Raw genomic sequence first — 22,043 nt, forward strand, 5'->3', positions numbered from 1 at the left:
CTCCCCTCCTCGGACGCACGCGACGCGACCGTGCCTCTCGGCATGATTAGTTAGTTAGGCTAACTAACTATATGGACCTAGAGGGGCTTTGGCAAGGGGGAGACCATGCTCCATGGAGCGTTCACAGGAGGCTGTGGGATGTAACGGACCGCCCGGCATCCACGACCCGTGAGCTGCGGTGATATGGACCTATGCCCGGCGGCGACGCAGGCGAAGGGCCAGCACGACCGCCAGGACGAGCCCCACGCCCACGACGAAGCCCACCCAGGCCGCGTCGTTCGAATGGACCCCGGTGGCCACGACGGCGGTCCTGGTGTTGGTGAAGTCGACGCCGGTCATGCCGGCTTTGGTGAACGTCACGGTCGCCAACTTGGTACCCGGGGTCATCGAGACGTACCCGACGCTGCCGTCCCGTTGAGCCATGGAACAGACATAGGGCGTGCTCGAGCTGGACCCGCTCGCCTGCGCATCGGTCTCGATGACGACGCAGGTGGTCGAGAGCTCCAGATTGGTGGCGACGAGGTACTGCCCGTCCGCGAGCGTGAAGGACTTCTCGATGTCCCCGTCAAAGGCGATGTCGCTTCCCACCTGATTGCCGTCCGCGTCGTAGACCCTGCCCGTACAGGCATCAGAGAAGTTCGCCGTGAACGAGAAGGACCTGGTCTTGTCGCCATAGTCGCCGGCCACGGTCTTGCCCACATAGAGGATGCCGGTCTCGGGCGTGTTGGGCAGCGTGTAGGTGGTCGTGCCGGTATCGGCATCGTAGGTGGTCGAGAAGACGTTCACCGTGGTCGTCGACTCGTCGATCTGCGTGAAGACGAACTTGTTGGGGTCGGCTGCCGCCGAGTTCACACAGACCTGCCATTCGCAGGTGGGCGCCGTGAAGCCGGTGGGGGTCGTCACCTCGACGATGCGACCATATCCGTCATCGAGGCCGCCACAGTCGACCAGGCCCGTGGACGTGCTGGTGTAGTCGTTGGTCTTGGTCGCGCTGTTCGGCACGATGGTCCAGTTCGAAGTGTCTGCCGCGAGCTCGGCATCAGTGAGATAGCCCGTCGGCGGCGTACCGCTCCCGATATAGCGGTACAGGTGGAAGGTCGCGCCCGCCAGTGGCAGCCCGTCGGTCGCGGACGTGGTCTTGTAGAACTGTAACTTGGTAGGCGGTTCGAAGTAGACGAACGTGTCGAGGTCGGCGTGGCCCGTCACGCTGTTGGCCCCGATGCCCAGGACGGGGTTGGTGTCATCGAAGAAGTAGCCGACCGAGGCGGCCGCCACCGTGGTGGACTCCGCGCCGCTCGCATACCCCTTGGCGATCGCGTGGTAGGCCACATGCTGGGCAGTAGGCACGGTGACCCCGATGGACGAGCCCGCCGTAAGCGAATCGATGACCTGGATGAGGCCACCGGACGAGAGGCTCACGTTGTTGTCGTCGGTCGTGTCCGCCGAGGCGGTGTTGCCATGGAGCAGGACGAGCCCGGTGACCTTGAGCGCGCCACCATCTGCCACACTCACCGCCCCGGCGCCGCTGGCGGTCCTGCAGTTCTGGACGGCGGCATCCTTGAGCGTGAGGGAGGCCCCGCTCGCGATCGTCACGGTCGAGGAGGCCGCGGTGCTCGCGCCGTCGATGACGAGGTTGTCCATCGTCTCGTAGGCACCAGCCACCGAGAGCATGGTGCCGGCATAGGAGGTGGCACGCGAGACCGCGGCCTCGTCCGACTCGCCGGTCGCCGGCTCGAAGACATGGGCCCCCGTCGCGGTCGCGGTGTCGGTGGGTGCCGTCGTGATGGTCACGCCGGTGACCGTGGAGGGCAGGGTCGCCGCCGAGGTGAGCGTATGGCTCTTGTAGACCTCGATGCGGTCATCGCTCTGGGCCGAGGCACAGGCGTCGGTCAGCGAGGCATAGATGCCGACCAGCTTGCCGTCGCGGATGATCTGGCAGGTCCCCTGTCCCCAGACGACCGCCGAAGCGGTCCCCGAGGCACCAATGAGCGTGATCCCACCCGTCGTGTTCTTGTCGTTGAAGAAGGTGTTCAGGCCAGAGGTGGTGTTGGCCGTCTCGGGCGAGGTGGTCGCGAACTGGACGCCCGACTTGAGCAGGTTGGCGTTTGGCGAGCAGATGCCCACCGAGGCGGCAGCACCCATGTCTCCCACCTTGAGGGACGTCGTGTCATAGACCGCGAGGTCGGCCTTCTCCTCGCTGGTGGTGCCGCCCTTGTAGGTGTTGCCGGTGATGGTGGGGGTCCCAGAGATGTAGAAGATGCCGTGGCTGCCGGCATTGAAGCCGCCGACGGCGCCCACGGTCGACCCTCCCGTGGTCTCGGTGCCGGTGCAGTTGTTCCCTGTGATGACCGGAGAGCCAGATATCGTGACCGTGCTGCTCGTCCGTGCGCTGATGGCCGCGCCGTTGCGCCCGGAGGAGTTCCCGGTGATCTGCGCCGTCCCGCCGACGGACACGGTCCCCACACTCGTGAAGATCGCGCCACCGTCAAACCATGCGCTGCATCCGGAGATGGTGCCACCGGTCATGCTGAAGCTGCCTGTGCTCGAGAAGACGCTCACCGCGCCACCATGTGACCCCTTGCAGTTCTCGATGGTGCCACCGGACATGTTCATCTTCCCGGTACCGGAGACGGAGAACGGGCCGCAGGAATACTCGGAGGAATTTCCGTTTCCGCAGCCGCTCACGGTGGTGCCGGTGAGGTTGATGGTGCCGCTGTCCACATACGCGACGGCACCGCCTCTTATGAAGTCCCTTGGCGCGCTGATGTTGCAGTTTGAGATGGTCCCGCCGGCCAGGTTCAGCGTGGCACCGCCGGTCACGTTGAAGACGGCCCCGGCAGTCTTATTGGCGGTGTCACCGATGCCGGTGATGGTGGTGGTGCCGCCGACGGTGGTGGTGCCGCCGGTGAGCGAGACGAGCGAGGTGGTCCGGTCCGTGGTGCCGGTGAGCGCGCAGTCGGTGAGCGTCGTGGTGCCGGAGGTGGTGATGGAGGCGGCCTTGGCCGTGTCGATGCTGCAGCCGGTGAAGGCGTCCGTGCCCGTGAGGGCGCAGGTGCCACCCGTGAGCTGGATGTCGGTCGCCGACCCCTTGGACCCGGTGACGGTGCACCCGTCGAGGGAGAGGCTGCCGGCGCTCGTGATGTAGCTGGTGCCGTCGATGGTGATGGTGCAGTTCTTGAAGACGAGGCTGCCGCCGCTCGAGCAGTCGAGGTGACTGCCGTTGGTGAGGTTGATGGTCATGTTCTCGAACGTGGTGGTGCCCGTGCCCGAGGCGAACGAGGTCCCATCGAGCGCGAGCGCATAGCTCGTCGTCGGCGTGCCATCCAATGGCGTGCTGCACATGTACTTGCTATAGGTCCCCGCAGAGAAGGACGCCCCCGAGATGCTGCCGTCCGCAAGCATCGCGAATCCGGCGATCGAAGTCCCGTATTCGGAGGATGCCCATTGCGACGCCGCGCCCTTTATGGCTGTCATCGTGGTCTGCGAGCCCTCGACGAACTTGCTGTTGGTGGTGTCCCATGAGACCACGTCCACATCGTCCGTCGCCATGGTCATGAGCCCCTCGTCATCGCTCATGAGCCCCTCGTCATCGCTCATGAGCATGATGCCCGCGTCGGACGAGTCTGCCACCTCGGTGCCTGCTGCGGTGTCGGCGTCGCTGGATGCGCTGGCCTCGGTCGTCGCAGAGGACGCCGAGTCCGGCGAGGTCGCCTGCGCCGTGGTGGATTCGGTCGTGGCAGCCTCGGCAACGGCCGCGGATTCGGTCGCAGCCAGAGGGGTACCTGCCGCACGCGCGGCAGTGGCACGACCACCCGCCACGCCTGTGACGCAGACCAGCAGCACGACGACGAGGGCAAGGGGCAACAGCCCCGTCAGGACCTGCCGGCGGGCAAGGTGCCGAGGGCGATACGGACGTTGGGGCACATGGGTTCCCCGCTGCTTCCTCATGTGCCCCTCCCCTCGCGCTCGGCCCGGGCCCGACAGGCCGACCCGTCGCATCTGCATAATCAAAAGTATTTTACTCCCCTATCGCTTCATCCGTGCAGCTCAAGACAGCGGCACAGCAGAGCGGGCCACCCGCCAGAGGCAGGTGGCCCGCTCGATGGTCCAGACGCACGTTCGGGAAGCTAGTCCTCGACGAGCTCGAACTGGTCAGGACCGACGCCGCACATCGGGCAGACGAAGTCCTCGGGAAGCTCGGGGGTGTCGACGGTGACCTCATAGCCGCAGACGGTGCAACGGAACGTGTACTTCTTCTCGTCAGCCATGCTTTCCTCCTGGGATGTCATGTGTGTTCAGAGGCGCACCCTTCGTGCGCTCACGGCTAGTCTACCCCACACGACGAGCTTCAGACGCTCATATGTTTGTCTGTTCATAGCATTTGCATCGCAGGTCAGTGCTTGACGACGAGCCGCTCATCGAGAGGCTTGTACTCGAGCGGGCCGGGCTCGGCCGTAGGCATGCCGACGACCATCTGGCTGATCAGCCTCCAGCTTGACGGCACGTCGAACTCGGCGGCCACCTGCTCGTCGATGAGCGGGTTGTAGTGCTGGATGTTCGCGCCCAGCCCCTCGGCCTCGAGGGCGCACCAGACGGCATGCTGCACCATGCCGCTCGCCTGCTGCGACCAGAGCGGGAAGTTGTCGGCATAGGTGGGGAACTGCGCCTGCAGCGCCTCCACGGTCTCCTGCTCCTCGAAGAAGAGGAGCGTCGCGTGGCCCGCAGCGAATCCCTTGAGCTTGGCTTCCGTACTGCCGAACCTCTCAGGCGGCACGCGGGCGCGCAAGGTGTCCTCCACGATCTTCCACAGGCGGGCATGGGACTCTCCGAAGAGGGCCACCACGCGGGCGGTCTCGCTGTGGAAGGCCGACGGGACATAGGTGAGGCAATGTCCGATGATCTTCTCGATCTGCCCATCCGAGATGGGAGACGTGTCATCCAACATGTAGTAGCTCCGACGATGCTGGATAGCGTCCAGGTATTCCATGGGTCTCTCCTTGTCTTGGCACCACAGGCGCCCCGTATATGTGACTTGTCTTGTCGTATATACCCACTCGGGCAGCGTCCACTCCCCCGCGCCGTTCGTCTGTCGATGCATTTCCTTGTGTTTCTCGCTATTTAGCGGATATTATTCCGCTAGGGAATGCATCGACAGACGCTGCGGGCAAGACAGATGGAGCAAACGAGACCGACGCCGAGAAGAACCCTCGGGCCGCCGTCCCAACCTCGCAGCAGTGGGCCTCTGGCCAAAAGGGCGGCGACGCCACCGAGGTGACGCCGCCGCAGGCCGCACGTTATATCGGACGCATCGCCGAGCTAGTCGACCTTCTCGAACTTGTCGGGGCCGACGCCACAGAGCGGGCAGGTGAAGTCCGCAGGGAGCTCCTCGTCGGGAGTCTCGTAGACGTAGCCGCACACGGTGCAGCGGAAGTGGTGGAGCGCCCCGCCCGCGGTGGCTGCCGCCGGCTGCTCGGAGGCGTCGGCGCCTTCCACGTAGGCGCTGGCCTTGGGCGGGGTCTTGCCGCGCAGGACCGTGTGGTAGTAGTCGTACGTCATGGGCTTGTCGTTCGAGAGGACCTTGGCCTCGCAGACCTCGCCCACGAAGACGATGTGCGTGCCGACGTCCAACGTGTTCACCACGGCGCACGACATGACGGCGCAGGCGTTCTGCGGACAGTACGGGTCGAACAGGGTCGAGGTGTCGACCTCGAGGCCGTCGTACTTGTCCACCGTCTCGGACGACTTGAAGCCGAAGGTGCCCACATAGTCCATCGTGGCCTTCTCGGACAAGACCGTGAGGGCGAAGTGGCCGGCGTTCTGGATGACGCTCGCCGTGAAGTTCTCCTTGTTGACGCAGACCATGACCTGGTAGGGGTCGCTCGTGAGCTGGCAGCCGGTGTTGACCAGGCATGCCCCCACATGCTCGCCGTCGTCCGCCGAGACGACGTAGACGCCGTAGCTGAACTTGAAGAACGCGGTCTTGTCCATGAGAACCTCCCTGTAAGGCCTGTGCCGCGCGGCTTACCGGTTGTGCTCCTTGAGGGCACGCGCGATGTCGCGCTGCGCGTCACGCTTGGCCATGTCATCGCGCTTGTCGTACAGCTTCTTACCCTTTGCGAGGCCGATGATGAGCTTCACTCGGTTGTGGTCGTCAAAGAACAGCTCGAGCGGCACCAGCGCCATGCCCTTGGTGCGGAGCTTGCCGTCGAGGTAGTCGATCTGGTGGCGGTGCAGGAGCAGGCGCCGCTTGCGGTCGGGGTCGCCGTTGGCGATGTTGCCATGGCTGAACGGCGGGATGTGGACCCCATGGAGCCAGCACTGGCCGCCGCGGACGAGGCAGAACGCGTCCGTGATCTGGCAGGCACGCTCGCGTAGGCTCCTGACCTCGGTCCCCGTGAGCTCGATGCCCGCCTCGAACGTCTCGTCGATGAAGTACTCGTGCCGGGCGGACCGGTTGCGCGCGATGGTCTTGCGCTCACGCCTGGGCATGGGGGTCGCCTCCTGCGGGGGACGTGCCGTCGTCCGCATCGCCATCGACAGCGAGGTCGGCGTCGCTCGCATGGATGAGCTGCACCAACGCCTCGGCGGCAGGTGCCCCCACGAGGTCGCGTGCCCTGAGCGTGAGCGAGGTGGCCAGGTTGGTGTCACCGTCCTCCGCGGCATCGGTGGCACACATGAGCAGGCAGATGGCCACGTCGGCGTTGGCCCCCGACGCGATGCCCTCACCGCCGAGAAGCTCCTCCGCCTTCTCGTCGGTGATGCCTGCGGGATCGGCCTCTCCCCCACGCGCCGCATCGGCGAGCTGCGTCAGCTCGTCGTCCGACACCCCGAGCCTGAGCCCGCAGCGCAGGGCAGCCGCCTCGAGGTCATACCGCTTGGTGTCGGCATACCACCGCGCGAAGTTGGCATAGGCGCGTGCGAGGTGACGCACGTCGCTCGCGCGCTCGAACACCGAGAAGGACAGCGCGAGCCACTCCTGGACGTCATCCGTGGCGCGACACAGCTCCGCCAGGTCAAGACGATAGCCACACCCCATGGGGTTCCAGCGGATGGCGTGCTTCAGGGCCTCGATGGCAGAATCGTAGTCGCCCTCGTGCACGTTGGCGAAGGCCAGGTCGGCATAGAGCCGGTCGAAGGGCTCGCCCACGTCCTTGAGCTCACGCGGGTCCTTCTCGACGCGTCGATAGCACAGGCGCTCGAAGATGGTGGGGAAGCTGAACCACTGGACGTCCTCGGAGGTGGGGCAGTTGCGGTCCACGTACTCCTCGGCATCCTCGGCGAGGCGCGCGAGGTACGTCTGCGCCTCGGCGCTCTGTCCCGAGGCCATGAGGGCCTCCGCATGGACGAGCTGGTCGGTCAGCTGGGTCTGGTTCTCTTGCATGGTGCTCCTTTGCACAGGTCAGGTATGACGCGACGGAATCGGTACGGGCACGGTCGCGGGTGCCGCCTGCGACGTCCGTTCGCGGGATGGTTCGAGGTGGGCCCTAGTGTGCCACACTCACGCCTTCTTGTACCCATGGGCGAGCGTGAAGTCGATCTGGCCGCGCACGGGCTTGCATCCGGCGACCGTCACGCGGATGCGCTGGCCCACACGCCAGACGTCGCCGCTCGACTCGCCCGTGAGGCTCATCCTCTCCTCGTCGTACGAGAACCACTCCTCGCCGAGGCCGCGCACGGGGAGGAGCCCCTCGGCGCAGGTGTCGTCGAGGCGCACGAAGAGGCCGAAACGCTCGCAACCCACCACGAGGCCGTCCGCGTCCTCTCCCACGTGCTCGAGATAGAGCTCGGCCATCTTGACCTTCTGCGAGGCACGCTCGGCGGCGTCCGCGATGCGCTCGCGGTCCGAGCAGGTGCGGCAGAGCTGCGGGAGCAGCCCCTGGCAGCCGTCCTCACCCGGCGTCAAGGCCTTTCCGGCGAGAAGGGCCTTCAGGGCGCGGTGCACGATGACGTCCGGATAGCGCCTGATGGGCGAGGTGAAGTGGCAGTATGCGTCGGCGCCCAGGGCATAGTGGCCGTCGTTGTGTGGCAGGTAGATGGCACGTTTCATGGAGCGGAGCAGCAGGGTCGATGCCACGTACTCGCCCGGCGTCCCCTTGGCGCGCGCGAGCACGCCCTGGATCGCCTGGGCATTGCCCGCATGCACGCGCTCCAGCTCGTCCCCGCTCGCGAGGTCGAGCTCCCGGAGCAGCGGGAGGATGGAGGCGAGGGCATCGGGGCTCGGCGCCTCGTGCACGCGGAACGCGGCCGGGTACTGGGCCTCGTCGAGCATCTCCGCCACCGCCTCGTTGGCCAGCAGCATCGCCTCCTCCACGAGGGAGGTCGCCCGCGTCTGGCTGCGGACCACGACGCCGGTGGGATGCCCGCCCTCGCCGAGCGTGACCTTGGCCTCCTGCGAGTCGAAGTCGATGGAGCCGCGCTCGTGACGGATCGCACGACGCTTGGCGGCCAGCTCGTCCGCCGCGGCAAGCTCCTCGGCAAGCGCATCTGCGAACCCCTCGTCGCACGGCAGGTCGGAAGGCGTCGCCTTGCCCTCGAGCAGCCGGTCGACGAGGTCATAGTCGAGACGGGCATGCGAGCGGATGACGGATGGGGTCGCATGCGCATAGGCGACCTCGCCGGCCTCGGTGAGGCGCAGCGTCACGCTCATCGCCAGGCGGTCCTCGCCTGGCACGAGCGAGCACAGGTCGCACGAGAGGCGCTCGGGAAGCATGGGAATCACGCGGTCTGCCAGGTAGACCGAGCAGGTACGGGCACGTGCCTCGTCGTCCATGGGGGTGTCCCATGCGAGGTAGTGGGTCACGTCCGCGATATGGACGCCCAGCTCGTAGCCGCCGTGCGCGAGGTGACGGCAAGATATGGCGTCATCGAAGTCGCGCGCCGTCGCCGGGTCGATGGTGACGCACGGCACGTCGCGCAGGTCTGCACGGCCCTTCTCCGCGAGCGCCGACCTCAGGTCCGACGTAAGCCCAGAGGCTTGCTCGAGCACGCGGTCGGGGAAGGCCGTGGGGAGGTCATATGAGGCGATGACGCCCTCGACGCCCATGTCGAGCTCGGTCGACGAACCCACCCGCCGCTCGACCGTGGCCACGCCTGCCTCGCGTCGCTTGGGATAGCACTCGATGCGGGCCACGACCACGTCGCCCTCGGCCACGTCATGGCGTGCCGGCGAGGTGTCCTCGGGCAGGACGAAGAAGTCGCGACGGATTCGCTCGTCAAGGGGCACGCAGACGCCGAGGGGGCCAGCCACGCCGAAGGTGGCCAGGAAGGTCGTGACCGCCCGTTGCAGCACGGACTGCACGTAGGCCTGCGGTTCCTCTCCGCGCTGGCGCGTGATGCTCACACCCACCACGTCGCCGTTCATCCCCTCGCGAAGGCCGCCGCGCGCGATGCGGTAGGTGCCCTCGGGGGTCTCGACCGTGGCCGAGTCGGCACGTTGCACGTGGAGCGTGCCCGTGAGGGTCATGCTCCCGGTACGCACCTTATGACCGGGTCCTCCGCCCTGGTGCGACCTGCCATGTCCCGTACCCCTGCGTCGATGTGACATGGTCTGCCTCCAGACGAAGCGGGGCACCGCGGACGTAGCCGCGATGCCCCGATGGCGTTACCGTGTGCCTTGAGCCTACTACACCTTGAGGTAGCGCCTCATGGCGATGGCGGAACCGAAGAAGCCGATGACGAGGCCGATGACGATGAGCAGCCCGTAGGTGATGAGCATCGTCGAGGTCGAGAGCTCGAACGAGAGGAACTGCAGGCTGTTGGCGAGCCTCGGCAGCAGGAGCTGACGGATGAGCTCGATGCCCACGATGGCCAGGACCGCGCCGAAGAGGGCCTCGAGCACGCCCTCCATGATGAAGGGCCCGCGGATGAAGCTGTTGGACGCGCCGACCAGGCGCTCGATGGCGATCTCGCGACGACGTGCCGTGATGGCCAGGCGGATCGTGTTGTTGATGAACACGAAGGCCACGAAGGTGAGGAGAAGCACGAGCACGACCGCGATGATGCGGATGTAGTTGGTCACGCTGAAGAGCTTCTCGACGGTCTGCTGGCCGTACTGCACGGAGGAGCTGAGGTCGTTCGCGTCATCGGCGACCTTGGCGAAGCCGTCGTCGTCGATGAGCTTGTTGGCCACGGACTCGACCTGCTGGGGATCGTTGAGCTTGATGACGAGCGAAGCAGGAACGGGGTTCTGCCCGTCGAGCGCAGCGACGGCGTCGGACGCGTTCTTGTTCGACATCGTCTCCTTGTACTCCTCGAGGGCCTCGTCCTTGCTCTTGTAGGTGACGGACTCGACGTTGTTCCAGCCCTCGACCTCTGACTGGAGGTTGTCGACGTCGGACTGGGCCGCGTCGTCGGAGAGGAACGCCTGGATGGTGACCTGGTCCTCGACGCCGCTCACCATGCTGTTGATGAGGGCCGAGGCCATGATGAAGAGCCCGATGATGAACAGTGACAGGAAGATCGTGACCACCGCGCCGAAGAAGGTGCCGAAGTTGCGGTGGAAGTGATGCCCCGCCTCGCGGAGCGAGTAGCCGAAATTAGAGGGCGCCATAGTAGCCGTAGCCTCCCTTCTCCTGGTCGCGGACCACGTGACCGGCCTCGAGCGCGATGACGCGCTTGCGCATGGAGTCGACCATCTCGCGGTCGTGCGTGGCCATGATCACGGTGGTACCGGTACGGTTGATGCGCTCGAGCAGCTTCATGATGCCGAGCGAGATGGCAGGGTCGAGGTTGCCCGTGGGCTCGTCGCAGACGAGCAGCGGCGGACGGTTCACCATGGCACGGGCCACGGAGACACGCTGCTGCTCGCCGCCAGAGAGCTGGTCGGGGAACACGTCGAGCTTGTCACCCAGTCCGACGAGGCGGAGCGCCTCGGGGACCTGGGCCTTGATGACCGAGCGAGGCTTGCCGATGCACTCGAGGGCGAAGGCGACGTTCTCGTAGATGGTCTTGTCCTGGAGGAGCTTGAAGTCCTGGAAGACGGAGCCGATCTGGCGACGCAGGAACGGGACCTTGCTGTTGCGCATCTTGGTGAGGTCCTTGCCAGCGACGATGACCTCGCCCTTGGTGGCCTTGACCTCACGGGTGAGGAGCTTCAGGAAGGTCGACTTGCCCGAGCCCGAGTGGCCCACGAGGAACACGAACTCGCCGGCATAGATGTCGACGGCGACGTCCTGGAGGGCGGGCTTGTTGGGCTGCGCGGGATAGACCATGGTGACGTCGCGCAGCGAGATGGTGGGCCGACCGTCACGGGCGACCGGCTGAGAGTCGTCGGAGAGGGGTGCGAAGACGCTCGTGTACCCGGGCTGGGTCGTAGGGTCAGCCGGGACGGAGGCGGTCGTGGGCACGACGGCCTGGGCACCTGCGAACGGGTCCGCGTCAGGCGTGGGGGCGGCGGGTGCCATGGGATCGGGGATGGACGAGGTGCGTGCCGGCTGGGAGGTCATCGTCTGCTCGACGGGAGCCTCGGGGACGGCAGGTACGTCCTGGGCAGGGGTGGGGTCATCTGCGACCGGTGCCTCGGCCATGATCTGGTCAACGAGGGAATCTGGGACGGAGGATGCCTGTGCCTCATCTGATGTCGATGACGGCTGCTCCTCCTGGGGCGGCATGTCGGCCGTCTCGTCCTGTCGCTCGCTGCTGCGGAAGTGGTTGGCCACTTAATGCTCCTTTTTTTCGCGCGATAGGCGGACAGTTCGCCCGATATCATACCAAACGAGCTGCGGCATCATATGAATCCCACGTTATAGCAGGCCTATGCCGCATCGCATGGCCGCGCCCGGGCAGGAGGCGACAGGATGGGGGCCGCCGCGCAACGACCGCGCGACGACCCCCATCGAAGACGTCCAGGTCCCAGCCTCTATGCCAGGAAGTCCTTGACCTGCTTGGCGATGCCGGCACCGTCGAGGCCGAAGTGCTCGAGAAGCACGTCTGCCGGCGCGGAGGTACCGAAGGTCCGCATGCCCACCATGCGCATCGGCAGCGGGGCCTTGGTCGAGAGGAGCTCGGCCACCGCGGCCCCCATGCCCGTAGCCACGGAGTGCTCCTCGCAGGTGACGACATGCCCGGTCTTGGCCGCGCTCGCGAGGATGACGTCCTCGTCCAGCGGCTCGACGGAGAACACGTCGACGACCTCGGCGGAGATGCCCTCGGCCGCGAGCAGCTCGGCAGCGTCCATCGCGCAGGCGACCTCCACGCCACAGGCGGCGAGCGTGACGTCGGTGCCTTCGCGGAGCACGCCCGCATAGGGCAGGCCGCCCTTGAAGTCGGAGCCATAGACCTCGGGCACCTTATGGCGCCCCATGCGCACGTAGACCGGTCCCGGCGTGGTCGCGGCCAGGCGGATCGCGGCCTTGGCGGCGTTGAAGTCGGCGGGCACGAGCACCCTCATGCCGGGGAGCCCGCGCATGAGCCCGATGTCCTCGAGCATCTCGTGGGTGGCACCGTCCTCGCCCACCGTGATGCCGGCATGCGTGGGGCATACCTTCACGTTGAGGCCGGAGTCGACCACGGTGTTCCTGATCTGGTCATAGTTGCGGCCGGTGCCGAAGACGGCGAAGCTGCCGGTGAACGCGATGCGTCCCGTGAGGGACAGGCCCGCGGCCACGTCCATCATGTCCTGCTCGGCGATGCCGACGTCGACGAGACGGTCGGGATAGGCCTTGCCGAGCACTGCCGTCTTGGTGGAGCCGGCAAGGTCGGCGTCGACCGCCACCACGTCCAGGCCCTCCTCGACGAGCTCGACGAGCGTCTCGCCATAGGCCTCACGCGTAGCCCTCTTAGCCATTGTCGACCTCCTTCTCGAGCTCTTCCAACTGGGCGTCGAGCTCGGCTATCGCTGCGGCGGCCTGGTCGTGGTCGGGGGCCACGCCGTGCCAGCCCTGCTGGTCCTCCATGAACGAGACGCCCTTGCCCTTGATGGTGTCGCACACCACGATGGAGGGGTTGCCCGTATGGGCGAGCGCCGCCGACGTGGCCGCCTCGATGGCGTCGACGTCGTGGCCGTCGATGTGCTGGACGCTCCAGCCGAAGGCGGTGAGCTTGGCATCGACGTCGCCCAGGGTGCAGACGTCGGTGACATGACCGTCGATCTGCAGGTTGTTGAGGTCGAGGAAGGCCACGATGTTGTCGAGCCCGCGCGACGCCGCGAACATGAGGGCCTCCCAGTTGGAGCCCTCCTGCATCTCGCCGTCACCGAGGACGCAGAACACGTGGTGGGGGTCGGTGCCATCGCGCTTGGCATCCATCTTGAGCCCGAGGGCGATGCCGGTCGAGACCGAGAGCCCCTGGCCGAGGCTGCCCGAGCAGACCTCGACGCCGGGGCAGGCGTGGGCGTCCGGATGGCCCTGCAGCTTGGAGCCGAGCTGGCGCAGGGTCAGCATGTCGTCGTCCGTGAGCCAGCCGAGCTGGTGAAACGCGGCATAGAGGACCGGTGCCGCGTGGCCCTTCGAGAGGATGAAGTGGTCCTGCGAGTGGTCGTCAGGCTGCTTGGGGTCGTACTTCATGAGTCCCGAGAAGAACAGCGTGGCCACGATGTCGGCGGCAGAGAGGCTTCCACCGGGATGCCCCGACTTGGAGGCCTCGAGCTCGGTGATGACGTCGTGCCGCATCGCGTTGGCGATGAGCCTGATCTGCCCAGGCGAGCACGGTGGTTGGGTAGTGTTCATGTGTCTCCCGTCTATGGTGAGAGGTACGCGTCGAGAAGGACGGCGCAAGGCGCAGGTGCGCGACAAGCGCCGTCCATGATATCCCAGCTAGATGGCATTGTCAGCAAGCAAAATGGCACACCTGCGACGCCGGTCGGGAACCTGCGAGGAGCAAGACGTTTTACCCCTCGACGACCTTCTTCCAGTCGGCGTCGAACCTCTCGAGACCCTGGTCGGTGAGCGGGTGCTTGATGCACTTGCCGAGGGCGCCGAACGGGACGGTGGCGATGTCGGCACCCATGAGGGCGGCCTGCGTGACATGGTTGGGGGTGCGCACGGAGGCGGTGATGATCTCGACCTCGTGCCCGAAGTCATAGTTGTGGATGCACTGCACGATGGTGGCGAGCTCCTCGATGCCGTCCTCGCCGATGTCATCGAAGCGGCCGACGAACGGGCTCACGTAGCGGGCACCGGCACGAGCCGCGAGCAGGGCCTGGGGTGCCGAGAAGACCAGCGTCATGTTGACGGGGATGCCCTCCTGGGCGAGCGCGTGCGTGGCAGCGAGGCCATCGGTGCAGACCGGCAGCTTGACGACGATGTTGGGGGCGATCTCGTGCAGGTGCTCGCCCTCGGCGATCATGGCCTTGGCGGTCTTGGCGGTGGACTCGGCCGAGACGGGAAGTCCCTCGCAGATCTTGCAGATCTTGCCCATGTGAGCCTCGAAGTCGGCCAGCTTGCCGCCCGTCTTGCAGTACAGGCTCGGGTTGGTGGTGACGCCTGAGAGGACACCCCAGCTCATGGCCTCCGAGATCTCATCAAGGTCTGCCGTGTCAATGAAGAACTTCATGACGTGCTCCTCTCGGCCGCGGGATGCACCCACGGCATCGACGTGCTTCTGGCGTACCTTCTGCATCTTACCAAGCTAAAACGTTTTAGCTCAATGGCTTCACAGAAATCACCTGTGAGCGGTCGGGCTTTCCTGGCAGACGGGAACAGGCCGAGGGAACTCCATAGTCGCACGACGGCACCAGAGTTACCGGTTTGCCGTGGCCTTCACGGACCACGCGACACGCTCCCTAGGCAACACACGTTGCAGATGCCAGTACCTCGTCAAATGCGGCGTCGATCCGACGCCTTACGAAGGTAGATGCGAAGCCCGCGTCATCACGCCAGGCCTCACTCCCCGTATACCAGAACTCTGCGACATAACGACGGACCCCCATACGAGCAAGCTCCAGGAGAGAGCCCTCGTAATCAGTGGTCCCCGTCCCATAGGGGACCTCTCGATAGCGTCCTTCGCTCGTCTCCTTGCAGTGAGCCGCAAAGATGTGACCAGCGCCCTTTCGGATGTCCTTGGCAACAGACTCCCCCGTAGCCAAGCAGGCGTTCGAGACGTTGCCGAGATCGGGGTAGACCCCCAGATATGGACTGTCGACAAGGTCCACGTAGTGCATGGCCTTACCTACCGTGTCCATGAAGGGCGTCTCCATGGTCTCGAAACCAAGCGACACGCCTGCGTAGGCCGCCATGTCCACTGCCCGCGAGAGCGTCTGCAGGAAGCGAACGCGCGTCTCGTCGCTCGCCTTCTCGTAATACACGTCATAGCCGGGAATCATGATGATCCTGATACCAAGGTCAGAAGCCAGGTTGATGGTGTCCCCCATGACCTTGAGGCTTCGGTACCTCACGTCCTTGTCCGGGTGCCCAAAGGGGAAGCGCCGGAGGCCAGACAGGCAGATCGAGCCGACGGGCACCCCCGTCTCGTCCATCATATGGGTAAGGTCACGCCTCTGCGTAATGCTCCAGTCAAGACGCGTCAGCCGTTCATCGGTCTCGTCGATGCTCATCTCGACATAGTCAAACCCGGCCTTACGAGCTTCCGAAAGACGCTCCGACCACCCAAGCTCGGCTGGGAGCGCCTTCTCATACATGCCGAGAAGATACTGTTCGCTCATGCACGCTCCTCCCATGGATTCGCCTTCCCTACCTCTGGCCGTAGTACGCATCAGGCCCGTGCTTGCGCAGGTAGTGCTTGTCCTGGAGCTCCTGCGGCGCCGGCTTCACGCGGGGGTTGATGGTCTCGGTCTTGCAGGCCATCTCGGCCACGCGCTCGAGGACCACGGCGTGGTAGACGGCCTCGGCGGGGTCGGCGCCCCAGGCGAAGGGGCCGTGGTTCTTGCAGAGCACGGCCGGCACCGCCACGTGGTCGTAGCCGCCCTCGCCGAACAGCTCGGCGATCAGCACGCCCGTGTTCCTCTCGTAGGCCTCGTCGATCTCGGCCTTGGTGAGGTTGCGGGCGCAGGGGATGTCACCGTAGAAGTAGTCGGCGTGCGTGGTGCCGTAGCACGGGATGGCGCGCCCCGCCTGCGCCCAGGACGTGGCCCAGGGCGAGTGCGTGTGGACGATGCCGCCCACGTCGCCGAACGCCTGGTAGAGCACGGCATGGGTCGCCGTGTCCGAGCTCGGGTTGAGGTCCCCCTCCACGCGGTTGCCGTCGAGGTCGCACACCACCATCATGTCGGGCGTCAGCTCGTCGTAGGCGACGCCGGAGGGCTTGATCACGAAGAGGCCCCGCTCGCGGTCGACGCCGGACACGTTGCCCCACGTGAACGTGACCAGCCCGTGGGCCGGCAGGTCCATGTTCGCCTCGTAGACGGCCTGCTTGAGTTCCTCCAGCATGAGTGCCTCCTAGAGGACCGAGCGGAACGGCACGTTGGGCTCGTAGTCGAAGCAGTCATGGAAGCCACGGTCATGGTGATAGGCCATCCTGTCCTTGTCGGCAGGATAGGTGTAGTGACCACCCGGCTCCCAGAAGAAGGGATGGAACTGGTAGTCGAGCCGATCCTTGCGCATCTCCCAGAGCACCTTGATCTCGTTCACGTCGGCCTGGAAGTTGGTCCAGACGTCATAGTGGATGGGGATGACGACCTTGGCCTGGAGCGCCTCGGCCATACGCAGGATGTCGGTGGCCTCCATCTTGTCCTGGAGCCCGACGGGGTTGCAGCCATACGAGCCAAAGCACACGTCGACGCCGCCGTACTTCTTGGCGATGTCCTTGCCGTGCTTGGCGAAGTAGATCGAATAGTGCGAGTCGCCGCTGTGGTAGATGTTGCCGCCAGGGGTGCGGATGAGGTAGTTCACGGCCTTCTCGTCCATGTCCATCGGGCACTTGCCCCAGAGGTCCTCACGGTCGGGACCGGTGGAGTCGGTCGTGGTGATGCAGGTGCGGTCGAACGAGTCCATCGCGATGATCTCGAGGTCCTTGATCTTGATGGTGTCGCCCGGCTTCACGACGATGCAGCGGTCCTCGGGCACGCCCCACTTGACCCAGAAGTCGACGGACTTCTGGGGGCCGATGAACGGCACGGGGATCTCGTGGCCGTCCTTGTCGGTGGTGGTCATGCCGGACTGGATCACGTGGGCTGCGAACTCCTTGCTCATATGGTCCTGGTGATAGTGGGTCGCGAGCACCGCATCGACATGCTTGACCTCGAACGGGTCGATGAGGAAGGGGATGTTGCGCAGGTTGGGCTGCATGGCGCGGACGCCGGCCATGTTGGCCATCTGGTGGCCGACCTTCATCTTGCCGTCCCCGTGGGTGCGCTTACCGTTGCCGGCCCAGAGGTCGATGGTGATGTTGGCATCGCCTGGGGTCTTGATCCACATCCCCGTGCAGCCCAACCACCACATCTCGACGGACCCTGGCTCCACCTTGGTGTTCTCGATCTCCTCGTTGAGCCATGTGCCCCACTCGGGGAACGTGCTCTTGATCCACTTGTCCTTGGTCATCTCCGAAATCTCGGACATGGTGACCTCCTTCTGTGTTGTGTTGGGTTAGTCCTGGACGGCCTCGTAGAGCGCGACCTCGTCGGTCTCACGGTTGGCCGCAACGATGGTGTCGTGGTCGCCGTTGCCATAGACCCAGACGTTCGTGGGGCCGAAGTCGTGGTCTATGACCTCGACGTGATAGGTGCCCTGCTCTAACCAGATACGGAGCAGGTCACGGTCACCCTTGCGATGACCTACAATCGCGCAGGGATTCCCGTTGAGCGAGCCGCCCCAGATGGCATGCATGAAGGGACGCTTCTCTGGATCCGTCCAGACACACCGATAGGTCCCGGCGTCATCGAGATGCCAGACGCTGATCGTGTCGCCATGGAAGGGAGAGAGGCATAGCAGCTCGTCCTTCCCATCTCCGTCGAGGTCGACGAGCGTGATGTCACTCGTGGGCTCGGTGGTGATGTGGTCGATCTGCCACTCACCGTCCGGGGTCATGGGCGGGGTGTAGCGAAAGACCCCGTCATCGGTCGAGACGAGCGCGAAAGTGCGGTCGGGTGCGGTATAGAACCCGTGGTTCTTGAGCTGGGTCTCACGAAGCGTCGTGAGGGCAAGCTGGCTCTGCTTGCCATAGCGCTCGAGGTCTCCCGTGAGCGGTGCCGCGAAGACCTTACCAGGGAAGCGCCAGTCCTCCTTGTAGGCACAGGCACTCTTGATGGTGCAGGCCAGAAGCCAGAGAGTCTTGTCCTCACCCTTGAGGATGCCGAAGCGATGGACGTAGGGCAGATCGCAGAGGGTCGCACTCGACCAGGCGCCATCGTCCGCCTTGGTATAGGTGGAGATGTGCGCATCGTCACCGCCGCAGTTAGGCGAGAAGAACTCGGTGGTGGAGAGGAACTGGTCCGCACGCCCCGGAACCTGCACCATGGTCATGACGCCACCAGGACCCGCCGTGACCGTCTCCAGAGGGGTGCCGTCGAGGGCAAAGCGCCTCGTGGGACCTTCCTTCTCGACCCCAATGAGGAAGCTCTTGGCATCCGTACCATCGAACATCGCGATTGCATAGCATTTGGGCATGGAGGCGATGCTGCGCTTCTCGAACTTCATGGTTGACCTTCCGTTCCAGGCTCTTCGCTAGTTGCTGAACTTCTCTGCGGCGCCGGTCGCCTTGAGCTTCTCCTCGACCTCGGCGTCAGAGAGAACGTTGCGCAGGCCGATGACGTTTACACCCGCCTTCACGGCGTCGTCGTACATGTTCAGGAAGTTGAGCGGTGCGAAGACGATGTCATACTGGCGAGCGCTTGAGACACCCTCCGAGAGGGCACAGTGATGGATGTCAGAGACGTTCATCCCGAGCTTCTGGGCGACGCGCTCGACCGTCATCTTCATCATGAGCGAGGTGCCGGCACCGTTCGCGCATGCGACCAGGATCTTTGCTGATGCTGCCATTGAGACCACTCCTTTGGTTGGGGGCAGATTCGTCCATTCCTTGGTGCGCCGCCCGATCTGCCCGACCGAGCGGCGCACCAGAGTCCGATCGAAGCTAGGCCGCCTTTTCCTTACCTGCAGCCGCTGCCGCTTCCGCCGCCTGCTTGGCACGGATGTCCTTGCACTTCTGGTAGTCCTCGGTCTCCATGAAGTAGGTGTCCTTATGGGCACGGTACTGGAGCTGCGGGATGATCAGCAGCGCGGCGACGACGATGGCGAATCCGGCGTAGCTCAGGTACTTCATGACCACCGTGAAGATCGGCCACACGACGGCCCAGTCCCACATACCGAGGTAGCCGCCATAGGCCGCCATACCGACCCAGCTGGCGATGAACGCGGAGCCGAAGACCTGGAGCAGGCCCGAGATGAACGGGAAGAGCATGCAGGCCTTGATGCCACCCTTGTTGTTGGCATAGACGCCGATGGTGGCATTGTCGAAGAACAGCGGCACGAAGCCAGCGACCACGATGACGGGGCTCTGGAGCACAAGCAGGGTGCCGATGGCGAGGAACTGTCCGGCAGCGCCGAAGAGGAAGCCGATGGTCACGGCGTTGGGGGAACCGAAGCCATAGGTGACGGCGCAGTCGACACCAGGGACGGAGCCGTGGAGCAGCTTGCTCGAGATGCCCTGGAAGGAGTTGGTGAGCTCGGTCACGAACGTACGGACGCCGAGCTGCAGGATCGAGAGGTAGACGGCGAACGAGAAGCAGGTCGTGAGGATGTAGAAGAAGAAGTCCTGGCTCTCCGTGAGGAAGCCTTGCTCGACCAGGAAGTCCTTACCAAGGATGACAAGGATGACGCCAAAGAACGCGGTCATGAGGATGGCCGTGGCCACGAGGTTCTCGTTGAAGATCTTGAGGAAACCGGGGAGCTTGATGTCCTCGATACGCTTGGATGCCTTCTTGGCATGCTTGTTCATGCGCTCAGCAAGCTTGGATGTGACATAGATGCCAAACATCTGCTGGTGAGCGACGGAGAAGCCGGCACCATCCGTGAGGTCCTGCGTGGGACCTACGCAGAGGTTGGTACCAACAGCCCAGTACAGTCCCAGAAGTATCGTCATCACGATGAGGACCGCCGTGTTGTCGAGCTGGGGGAAGCAGAACAGGATGAGCCAGAATGCGGTGGCTGCCTGCTGGACCTGGACATGGCCGGTCGTGAAGATCGAGCGGCACTTGGTGTACTTCTTCAGGGCCACGAGCACGATGTTCAGAATGAAGGCGAACAGGAGCAGGAGCATGACCTGCGAGAAGGACCGCCCAAGGATGAACGAGGGAGCGTTGGCATCCTCGAGGCCAGCCTGCACGGCGTTCTGGCCGAAGTAGGGATCGATGACCATGGCCGAGAGGTTGAAGCGGGTCTTGAGGCCCACGAGGACGGGACGGAACGCGGAGACCAGGCCACTCGAGCCCACGAGCAGGATCTGGTAGCCGACGACGGCCTTGATGAAGCCTGCGAGGACATCGTACCAGGGCTTCTTGAGCAGTGCATAACCTATGACGACGATGACGCCGATAAAGTAGGCTGGCTGCGTCAGGATGTTGGCTGCGAAATAGTCCCAGACCGCCATGATTGCATCGAGCATCTTCTACCTCCTTGTGGGCCTCTCAGGCCCAATCGCTTGTTGCCGTGCTAGCCGTCGTTGACGATCTTGTCGATCTCAAGCAGGTCCTCGGGAGCCTGTACGGCCTTGAGCCTCTCGATGGCCTCGTCGTTGGAGAGGACCGCATAGAGCTTGGTCATGTTTGCCAGGTGCGCATCGGGATCCGTGTCGCAGAGGGTGAAGAAGACCTGCGCGTCCTTCTCAGGGTTGCCTTCTTCGAAGTGAACCGGGGTGGCGCACCGCATGAATCCGATGGCCGTCTTGTTGCAGCCCTTCGCGTTCTCGGTGGAGTGCGGCATGGCCACACCCGGTATCAGGACGATGTACGGACCATGCTTCTCGACACAGGCAATGATCTCGTCAGCGTAGACGGGGTCGACGGTACCGTCGGCCTCGAGCGGCTTGCAACACTCGCGAATGGCATCCTGCCATGAGAACGGACCATCCGTGAGGGTGTAGTGCTTGCTCTCGTAGATCTCCCTAAGCAGCATTTCTGCTTCCTCTCCTTTCCCTATCCCCATCTTGTTCATACCGTTCATAACGTTCGTATTTAATGAATGGTATGTACTTTCTAGCAACGGTTTAACATAGATCCCTGGAATTCGTTGGAGGAATAGCATATTGACCACTCGCGGTCGAATTGATACCGTTCATATTCATTAACTATCGTTCATATCGTTCATATCGCATCGTCGGTAGTCTATACTCAATGTCCAGTCGCCCAAACAGGGTTGGCCACGACGGAAGGGAGCGGCCCATGCGCAACAGTAGAGCCTTCGTCGCACAACGCCGCGAGGCGATTGCCTCGTTCCTTGAATCGCACGGAAGTGCCGAGGTGAACGACCTGGCTGAGCGGTTCCAGGTATCCCCTCTCACCATCAGGCGAGACCTTGACTCCCTAGCCGAACAGGGCATCCTCGAACGTGGTTACGGCACCGCCACCTTGAAGGATCCCCTCGGCAACGAGCTCGCCTCGAACCAGGTACGTGCAAAGCAGGCCATCGCACGGGAGGCCGCCAGGCTCGTGAGCGACGGTGACACCATCTTCATAAACACGAGCTCGACCGCGCTACGTATGATCGAGTTCATCACCGCGGAGAACGTCACCGTCATCACCAACAATGGCAAGGCCCTCGAGACCCCGCTCTCACCCACCATGACGGTGCTGCTCACAGGAGGGGAGATCAGGGTTCCCAAGTGGTCCATGTCGGGACCGTTCGCGCTCTCCAACATAGGGAGGGTCACGGCCGTGAGGTGCTTCATGGGTTGCAACGGTATCTCCGCAGAAGGTGGCATCGCCACGATGTCATCGCAGGAAGCGCCCGTCAACTCCCTCATGGTCGAGCGAGCTGACCAGTGCGTCATGCTGGCGGACCACACCAAGATCGGTGTGACGGCGAGCTTCTGCTATGGAACATGTGACCAGACGGACCTGCTCATAACCGATGAGGCCGCAGACGATGAGGCCCTCGCGGTGTTGAGGCAGTGCGGCATCCATGCGATCAAGAAGGTGCCGCTCACAAAGTCGTGAC

The 22,043-nt window shown here is 64.3% G+C and carries 20 protein-coding genes; 1 reads left to right on the forward strand and 19 read right to left on the reverse strand.

Going from position 1 to position 22,043, the window contains the following annotated elements; genetic code table 11:
- Positions 1-189: 189 nt before the first annotated feature.
- The 19 genes from LKE50_01120 to LKE50_01210 all read right to left on the reverse strand — a co-directional run bounded on the left by LKE50_01120 (position 190) and on the right by LKE50_01210 (position 21,002).
- Positions 190-3,948 (reverse strand): hypothetical protein, encoded by a 3,759-nt coding sequence (locus LKE50_01120; GenBank protein ID MCH3967242.1) that lies wholly within the window; start codon positions 3,946-3,948, stop codon positions 190-192.
- Positions 3,949-4,127: 179 nt separating this feature from the next.
- A complete protein-coding gene (locus tag LKE50_01125; protein MCH3967243.1) occupies positions 4,128-4,268 on the reverse strand; it encodes a rubredoxin in 141 nt (46 codons plus the stop codon).
- Positions 4,269-4,393: 125 nt separating this feature from the next.
- Positions 4,394-4,987 carry a nitroreductase family protein gene (locus LKE50_01130; protein ID MCH3967244.1) on the reverse strand — a complete coding sequence of 198 codons (594 nt, stop codon included), beginning with the start codon at positions 4,985-4,987 and terminating at the stop codon, positions 4,394-4,396.
- Positions 4,988-5,316: 329 nt separating this feature from the next.
- Positions 5,317-5,988, reverse strand: a complete 672-nt coding sequence (locus LKE50_01135) for a flavin reductase (GenBank protein MCH3967245.1) — start codon at positions 5,986-5,988, stop codon at positions 5,317-5,319.
- Between the two features lie 33 nt (positions 5,989-6,021).
- The gene (smpB, locus tag LKE50_01140) at positions 6,022-6,489 is read right to left on the reverse strand and encodes an SsrA-binding protein SmpB (GenBank protein MCH3967246.1); all 468 of its coding nucleotides are present in this window, start codon (positions 6,487-6,489) and stop codon (positions 6,022-6,024) included.
- Complete coding sequence (locus tag LKE50_01145) at positions 6,476-7,381, reverse strand: hypothetical protein (GenBank protein MCH3967247.1); 906 nt, start codon at positions 7,379-7,381, stop codon at positions 6,476-6,478. The genes smpB and LKE50_01145 overlap by 14 nt, the downstream gene beginning before the upstream one ends.
- Positions 7,382-7,498: 117 nt before the next feature.
- Positions 7,499-9,463, reverse strand: coding sequence for a ribonuclease R (rnr, locus tag LKE50_01150; protein ID MCH3967248.1), 1,965 nt, complete (start codon positions 9,461-9,463; stop codon positions 7,499-7,501).
- A gap of 159 nt (positions 9,464-9,622) precedes the next feature.
- Positions 9,623-10,549 (reverse strand): permease-like cell division protein FtsX, encoded by a 927-nt coding sequence (gene ftsX / locus LKE50_01155; GenBank protein ID MCH3967249.1) that lies wholly within the window; start codon positions 10,547-10,549, stop codon positions 9,623-9,625.
- Positions 10,536-11,657, reverse strand: a complete 1,122-nt coding sequence (gene ftsE, locus LKE50_01160; protein ID MCH3967250.1) for a cell division ATP-binding protein FtsE — start codon at positions 11,655-11,657, stop codon at positions 10,536-10,538. Before ftsE ends, ftsX begins: the two co-directional genes overlap by 14 nt.
- A gap of 200 nt (positions 11,658-11,857) precedes the next feature.
- Positions 11,858-12,784, reverse strand: a complete 927-nt coding sequence (locus LKE50_01165) for a transketolase family protein (GenBank protein ID MCH3967251.1) — start codon at positions 12,782-12,784, stop codon at positions 11,858-11,860.
- Positions 12,777-13,664 (reverse strand): transketolase, encoded by an 888-nt coding sequence (locus LKE50_01170; protein ID MCH3967252.1) that lies wholly within the window; start codon positions 13,662-13,664, stop codon positions 12,777-12,779. Before LKE50_01170 ends, LKE50_01165 begins: the two co-directional genes overlap by 8 nt.
- Positions 13,665-13,824: 160 nt before the next feature.
- The gene (fsa, locus tag LKE50_01175; protein MCH3967253.1) at positions 13,825-14,490 is read right to left on the reverse strand and encodes a fructose-6-phosphate aldolase; all 666 of its coding nucleotides are present in this window, start codon (positions 14,488-14,490) and stop codon (positions 13,825-13,827) included.
- Between the two features lie 229 nt (positions 14,491-14,719).
- Entirely contained in the window at positions 14,720-15,649 is a 930-nt protein-coding gene (locus LKE50_01180; GenBank protein ID MCH3967254.1) for an L-ribulose-5-phosphate 3-epimerase, read from the reverse strand.
- Positions 15,627-16,322 carry an L-ribulose-5-phosphate 4-epimerase gene (locus tag LKE50_01185; protein MCH3967255.1) on the reverse strand — a complete coding sequence of 232 codons (696 nt, stop codon included), beginning with the start codon at positions 16,320-16,322 and terminating at the stop codon, positions 15,627-15,629. The genes LKE50_01180 and LKE50_01185 overlap by 23 nt, the downstream gene beginning before the upstream one ends.
- A gap of 9 nt (positions 16,323-16,331) precedes the next feature.
- Positions 16,332-17,450 carry an L-ascorbate 6-phosphate lactonase gene (ulaG, locus tag LKE50_01190; protein MCH3967256.1) on the reverse strand — a complete coding sequence of 373 codons (1,119 nt, stop codon included), beginning with the start codon at positions 17,448-17,450 and terminating at the stop codon, positions 16,332-16,334.
- Between the two features lie 27 nt (positions 17,451-17,477).
- Positions 17,478-18,527 carry a hypothetical protein gene (locus tag LKE50_01195; GenBank protein ID MCH3967257.1) on the reverse strand — a complete coding sequence of 350 codons (1,050 nt, stop codon included), beginning with the start codon at positions 18,525-18,527 and terminating at the stop codon, positions 17,478-17,480.
- Between the two features lie 27 nt (positions 18,528-18,554).
- Entirely contained in the window at positions 18,555-18,869 is a 315-nt protein-coding gene (locus LKE50_01200) for a PTS sugar transporter subunit IIB (protein ID MCH3967258.1), read from the reverse strand.
- Between the two features lie 94 nt (positions 18,870-18,963).
- Positions 18,964-20,493, reverse strand: a complete 1,530-nt coding sequence (locus LKE50_01205; protein ID MCH3967259.1) for a PTS ascorbate transporter subunit IIC — start codon at positions 20,491-20,493, stop codon at positions 18,964-18,966.
- A 47-nt stretch (positions 20,494-20,540) separates the two neighbouring features.
- On the reverse strand, positions 20,541-21,002 hold the full coding sequence (locus tag LKE50_01210; protein MCH3967260.1) for a PTS sugar transporter subunit IIA: 462 nt from the start codon (positions 21,000-21,002) through the stop codon (positions 20,541-20,543).
- A 266-nt stretch (positions 21,003-21,268) separates the two neighbouring features.
- Between LKE50_01210 and LKE50_01215 the strand changes: the two genes are divergently transcribed.
- Positions 21,269-22,042, forward strand: coding sequence for a DeoR/GlpR family DNA-binding transcription regulator (locus tag LKE50_01215; GenBank protein ID MCH3967261.1), 774 nt, complete (start codon positions 21,269-21,271; stop codon positions 22,040-22,042).
- Position 22,043 lies beyond the last annotated feature (1 nt).

It is taken from the genome of Atopobiaceae bacterium (assembly GCA_022483015.1).
GTDB lineage: Bacteria > Actinomycetota > Coriobacteriia > Coriobacteriales > Atopobiaceae > JALCUE01.

Coding starts and splice junctions, on each gene's coding strand:
- LKE50_01120 (MCH3967242.1), bottom strand. CDS start 3,948: ATGAGGAAGCAGCGGGGAACCCATGTGCCCCAACGTCCGTATCGCCCT.
- LKE50_01125 (MCH3967243.1), bottom strand. CDS start 4,268: ATGGCTGACGAGAAGAAGTACACGTTCCGTTGCACCGTCTGCGGCTAT.
- LKE50_01130 (MCH3967244.1), bottom strand. CDS start 4,987: ATGGAATACCTGGACGCTATCCAGCATCGTCGGAGCTACTACATGTTG.
- LKE50_01135 (MCH3967245.1), bottom strand. CDS start 5,988: ATGGACAAGACCGCGTTCTTCAAGTTCAGCTACGGCGTCTACGTCGTC.
- smpB (MCH3967246.1), bottom strand. CDS start 6,489: ATGCCCAGGCGTGAGCGCAAGACCATCGCGCGCAACCGGTCCGCCCGG.
- LKE50_01145 (MCH3967247.1), bottom strand. CDS start 7,381: ATGCAAGAGAACCAGACCCAGCTGACCGACCAGCTCGTCCATGCGGAG.
- rnr (MCH3967248.1), bottom strand. CDS start 9,463: ATGACCCTCACGGGCACGCTCCACGTGCAACGTGCCGACTCGGCCACG.
- ftsX (MCH3967249.1), bottom strand. CDS start 10,549: ATGGCGCCCTCTAATTTCGGCTACTCGCTCCGCGAGGCGGGGCATCAC.
- LKE50_01165 (MCH3967251.1), bottom strand. CDS start 12,784: ATGGCTAAGAGGGCTACGCGTGAGGCCTATGGCGAGACGCTCGTCGAG.
- LKE50_01170 (MCH3967252.1), bottom strand. CDS start 13,664: ATGAACACTACCCAACCACCGTGCTCGCCTGGGCAGATCAGGCTCATC.
- fsa (MCH3967253.1), bottom strand. CDS start 14,490: ATGAAGTTCTTCATTGACACGGCAGACCTTGATGAGATCTCGGAGGCC.
- LKE50_01180 (MCH3967254.1), bottom strand. CDS start 15,649: ATGCGTACTACGGCCAGAGGTAGGGAAGGCGAATCCATGGGAGGAGCG.
- LKE50_01185 (MCH3967255.1), bottom strand. CDS start 16,322: ATGCTGGAGGAACTCAAGCAGGCCGTCTACGAGGCGAACATGGACCTG.
- ulaG (MCH3967256.1), bottom strand. CDS start 17,450: ATGTCCGAGATTTCGGAGATGACCAAGGACAAGTGGATCAAGAGCACG.
- LKE50_01195 (MCH3967257.1), bottom strand. CDS start 18,527: ATGAAGTTCGAGAAGCGCAGCATCGCCTCCATGCCCAAATGCTATGCA.
- LKE50_01200 (MCH3967258.1), bottom strand. CDS start 18,869: ATGGCAGCATCAGCAAAGATCCTGGTCGCATGCGCGAACGGTGCCGGC.
- LKE50_01205 (MCH3967259.1), bottom strand. CDS start 20,493: ATGCTCGATGCAATCATGGCGGTCTGGGACTATTTCGCAGCCAACATC.
- LKE50_01210 (MCH3967260.1), bottom strand. CDS start 21,002: ATGCTGCTTAGGGAGATCTACGAGAGCAAGCACTACACCCTCACGGAT.
- LKE50_01215 (MCH3967261.1), top strand. CDS start 21,269: ATGCGCAACAGTAGAGCCTTCGTCGCACAACGCCGCGAGGCGATTGCC.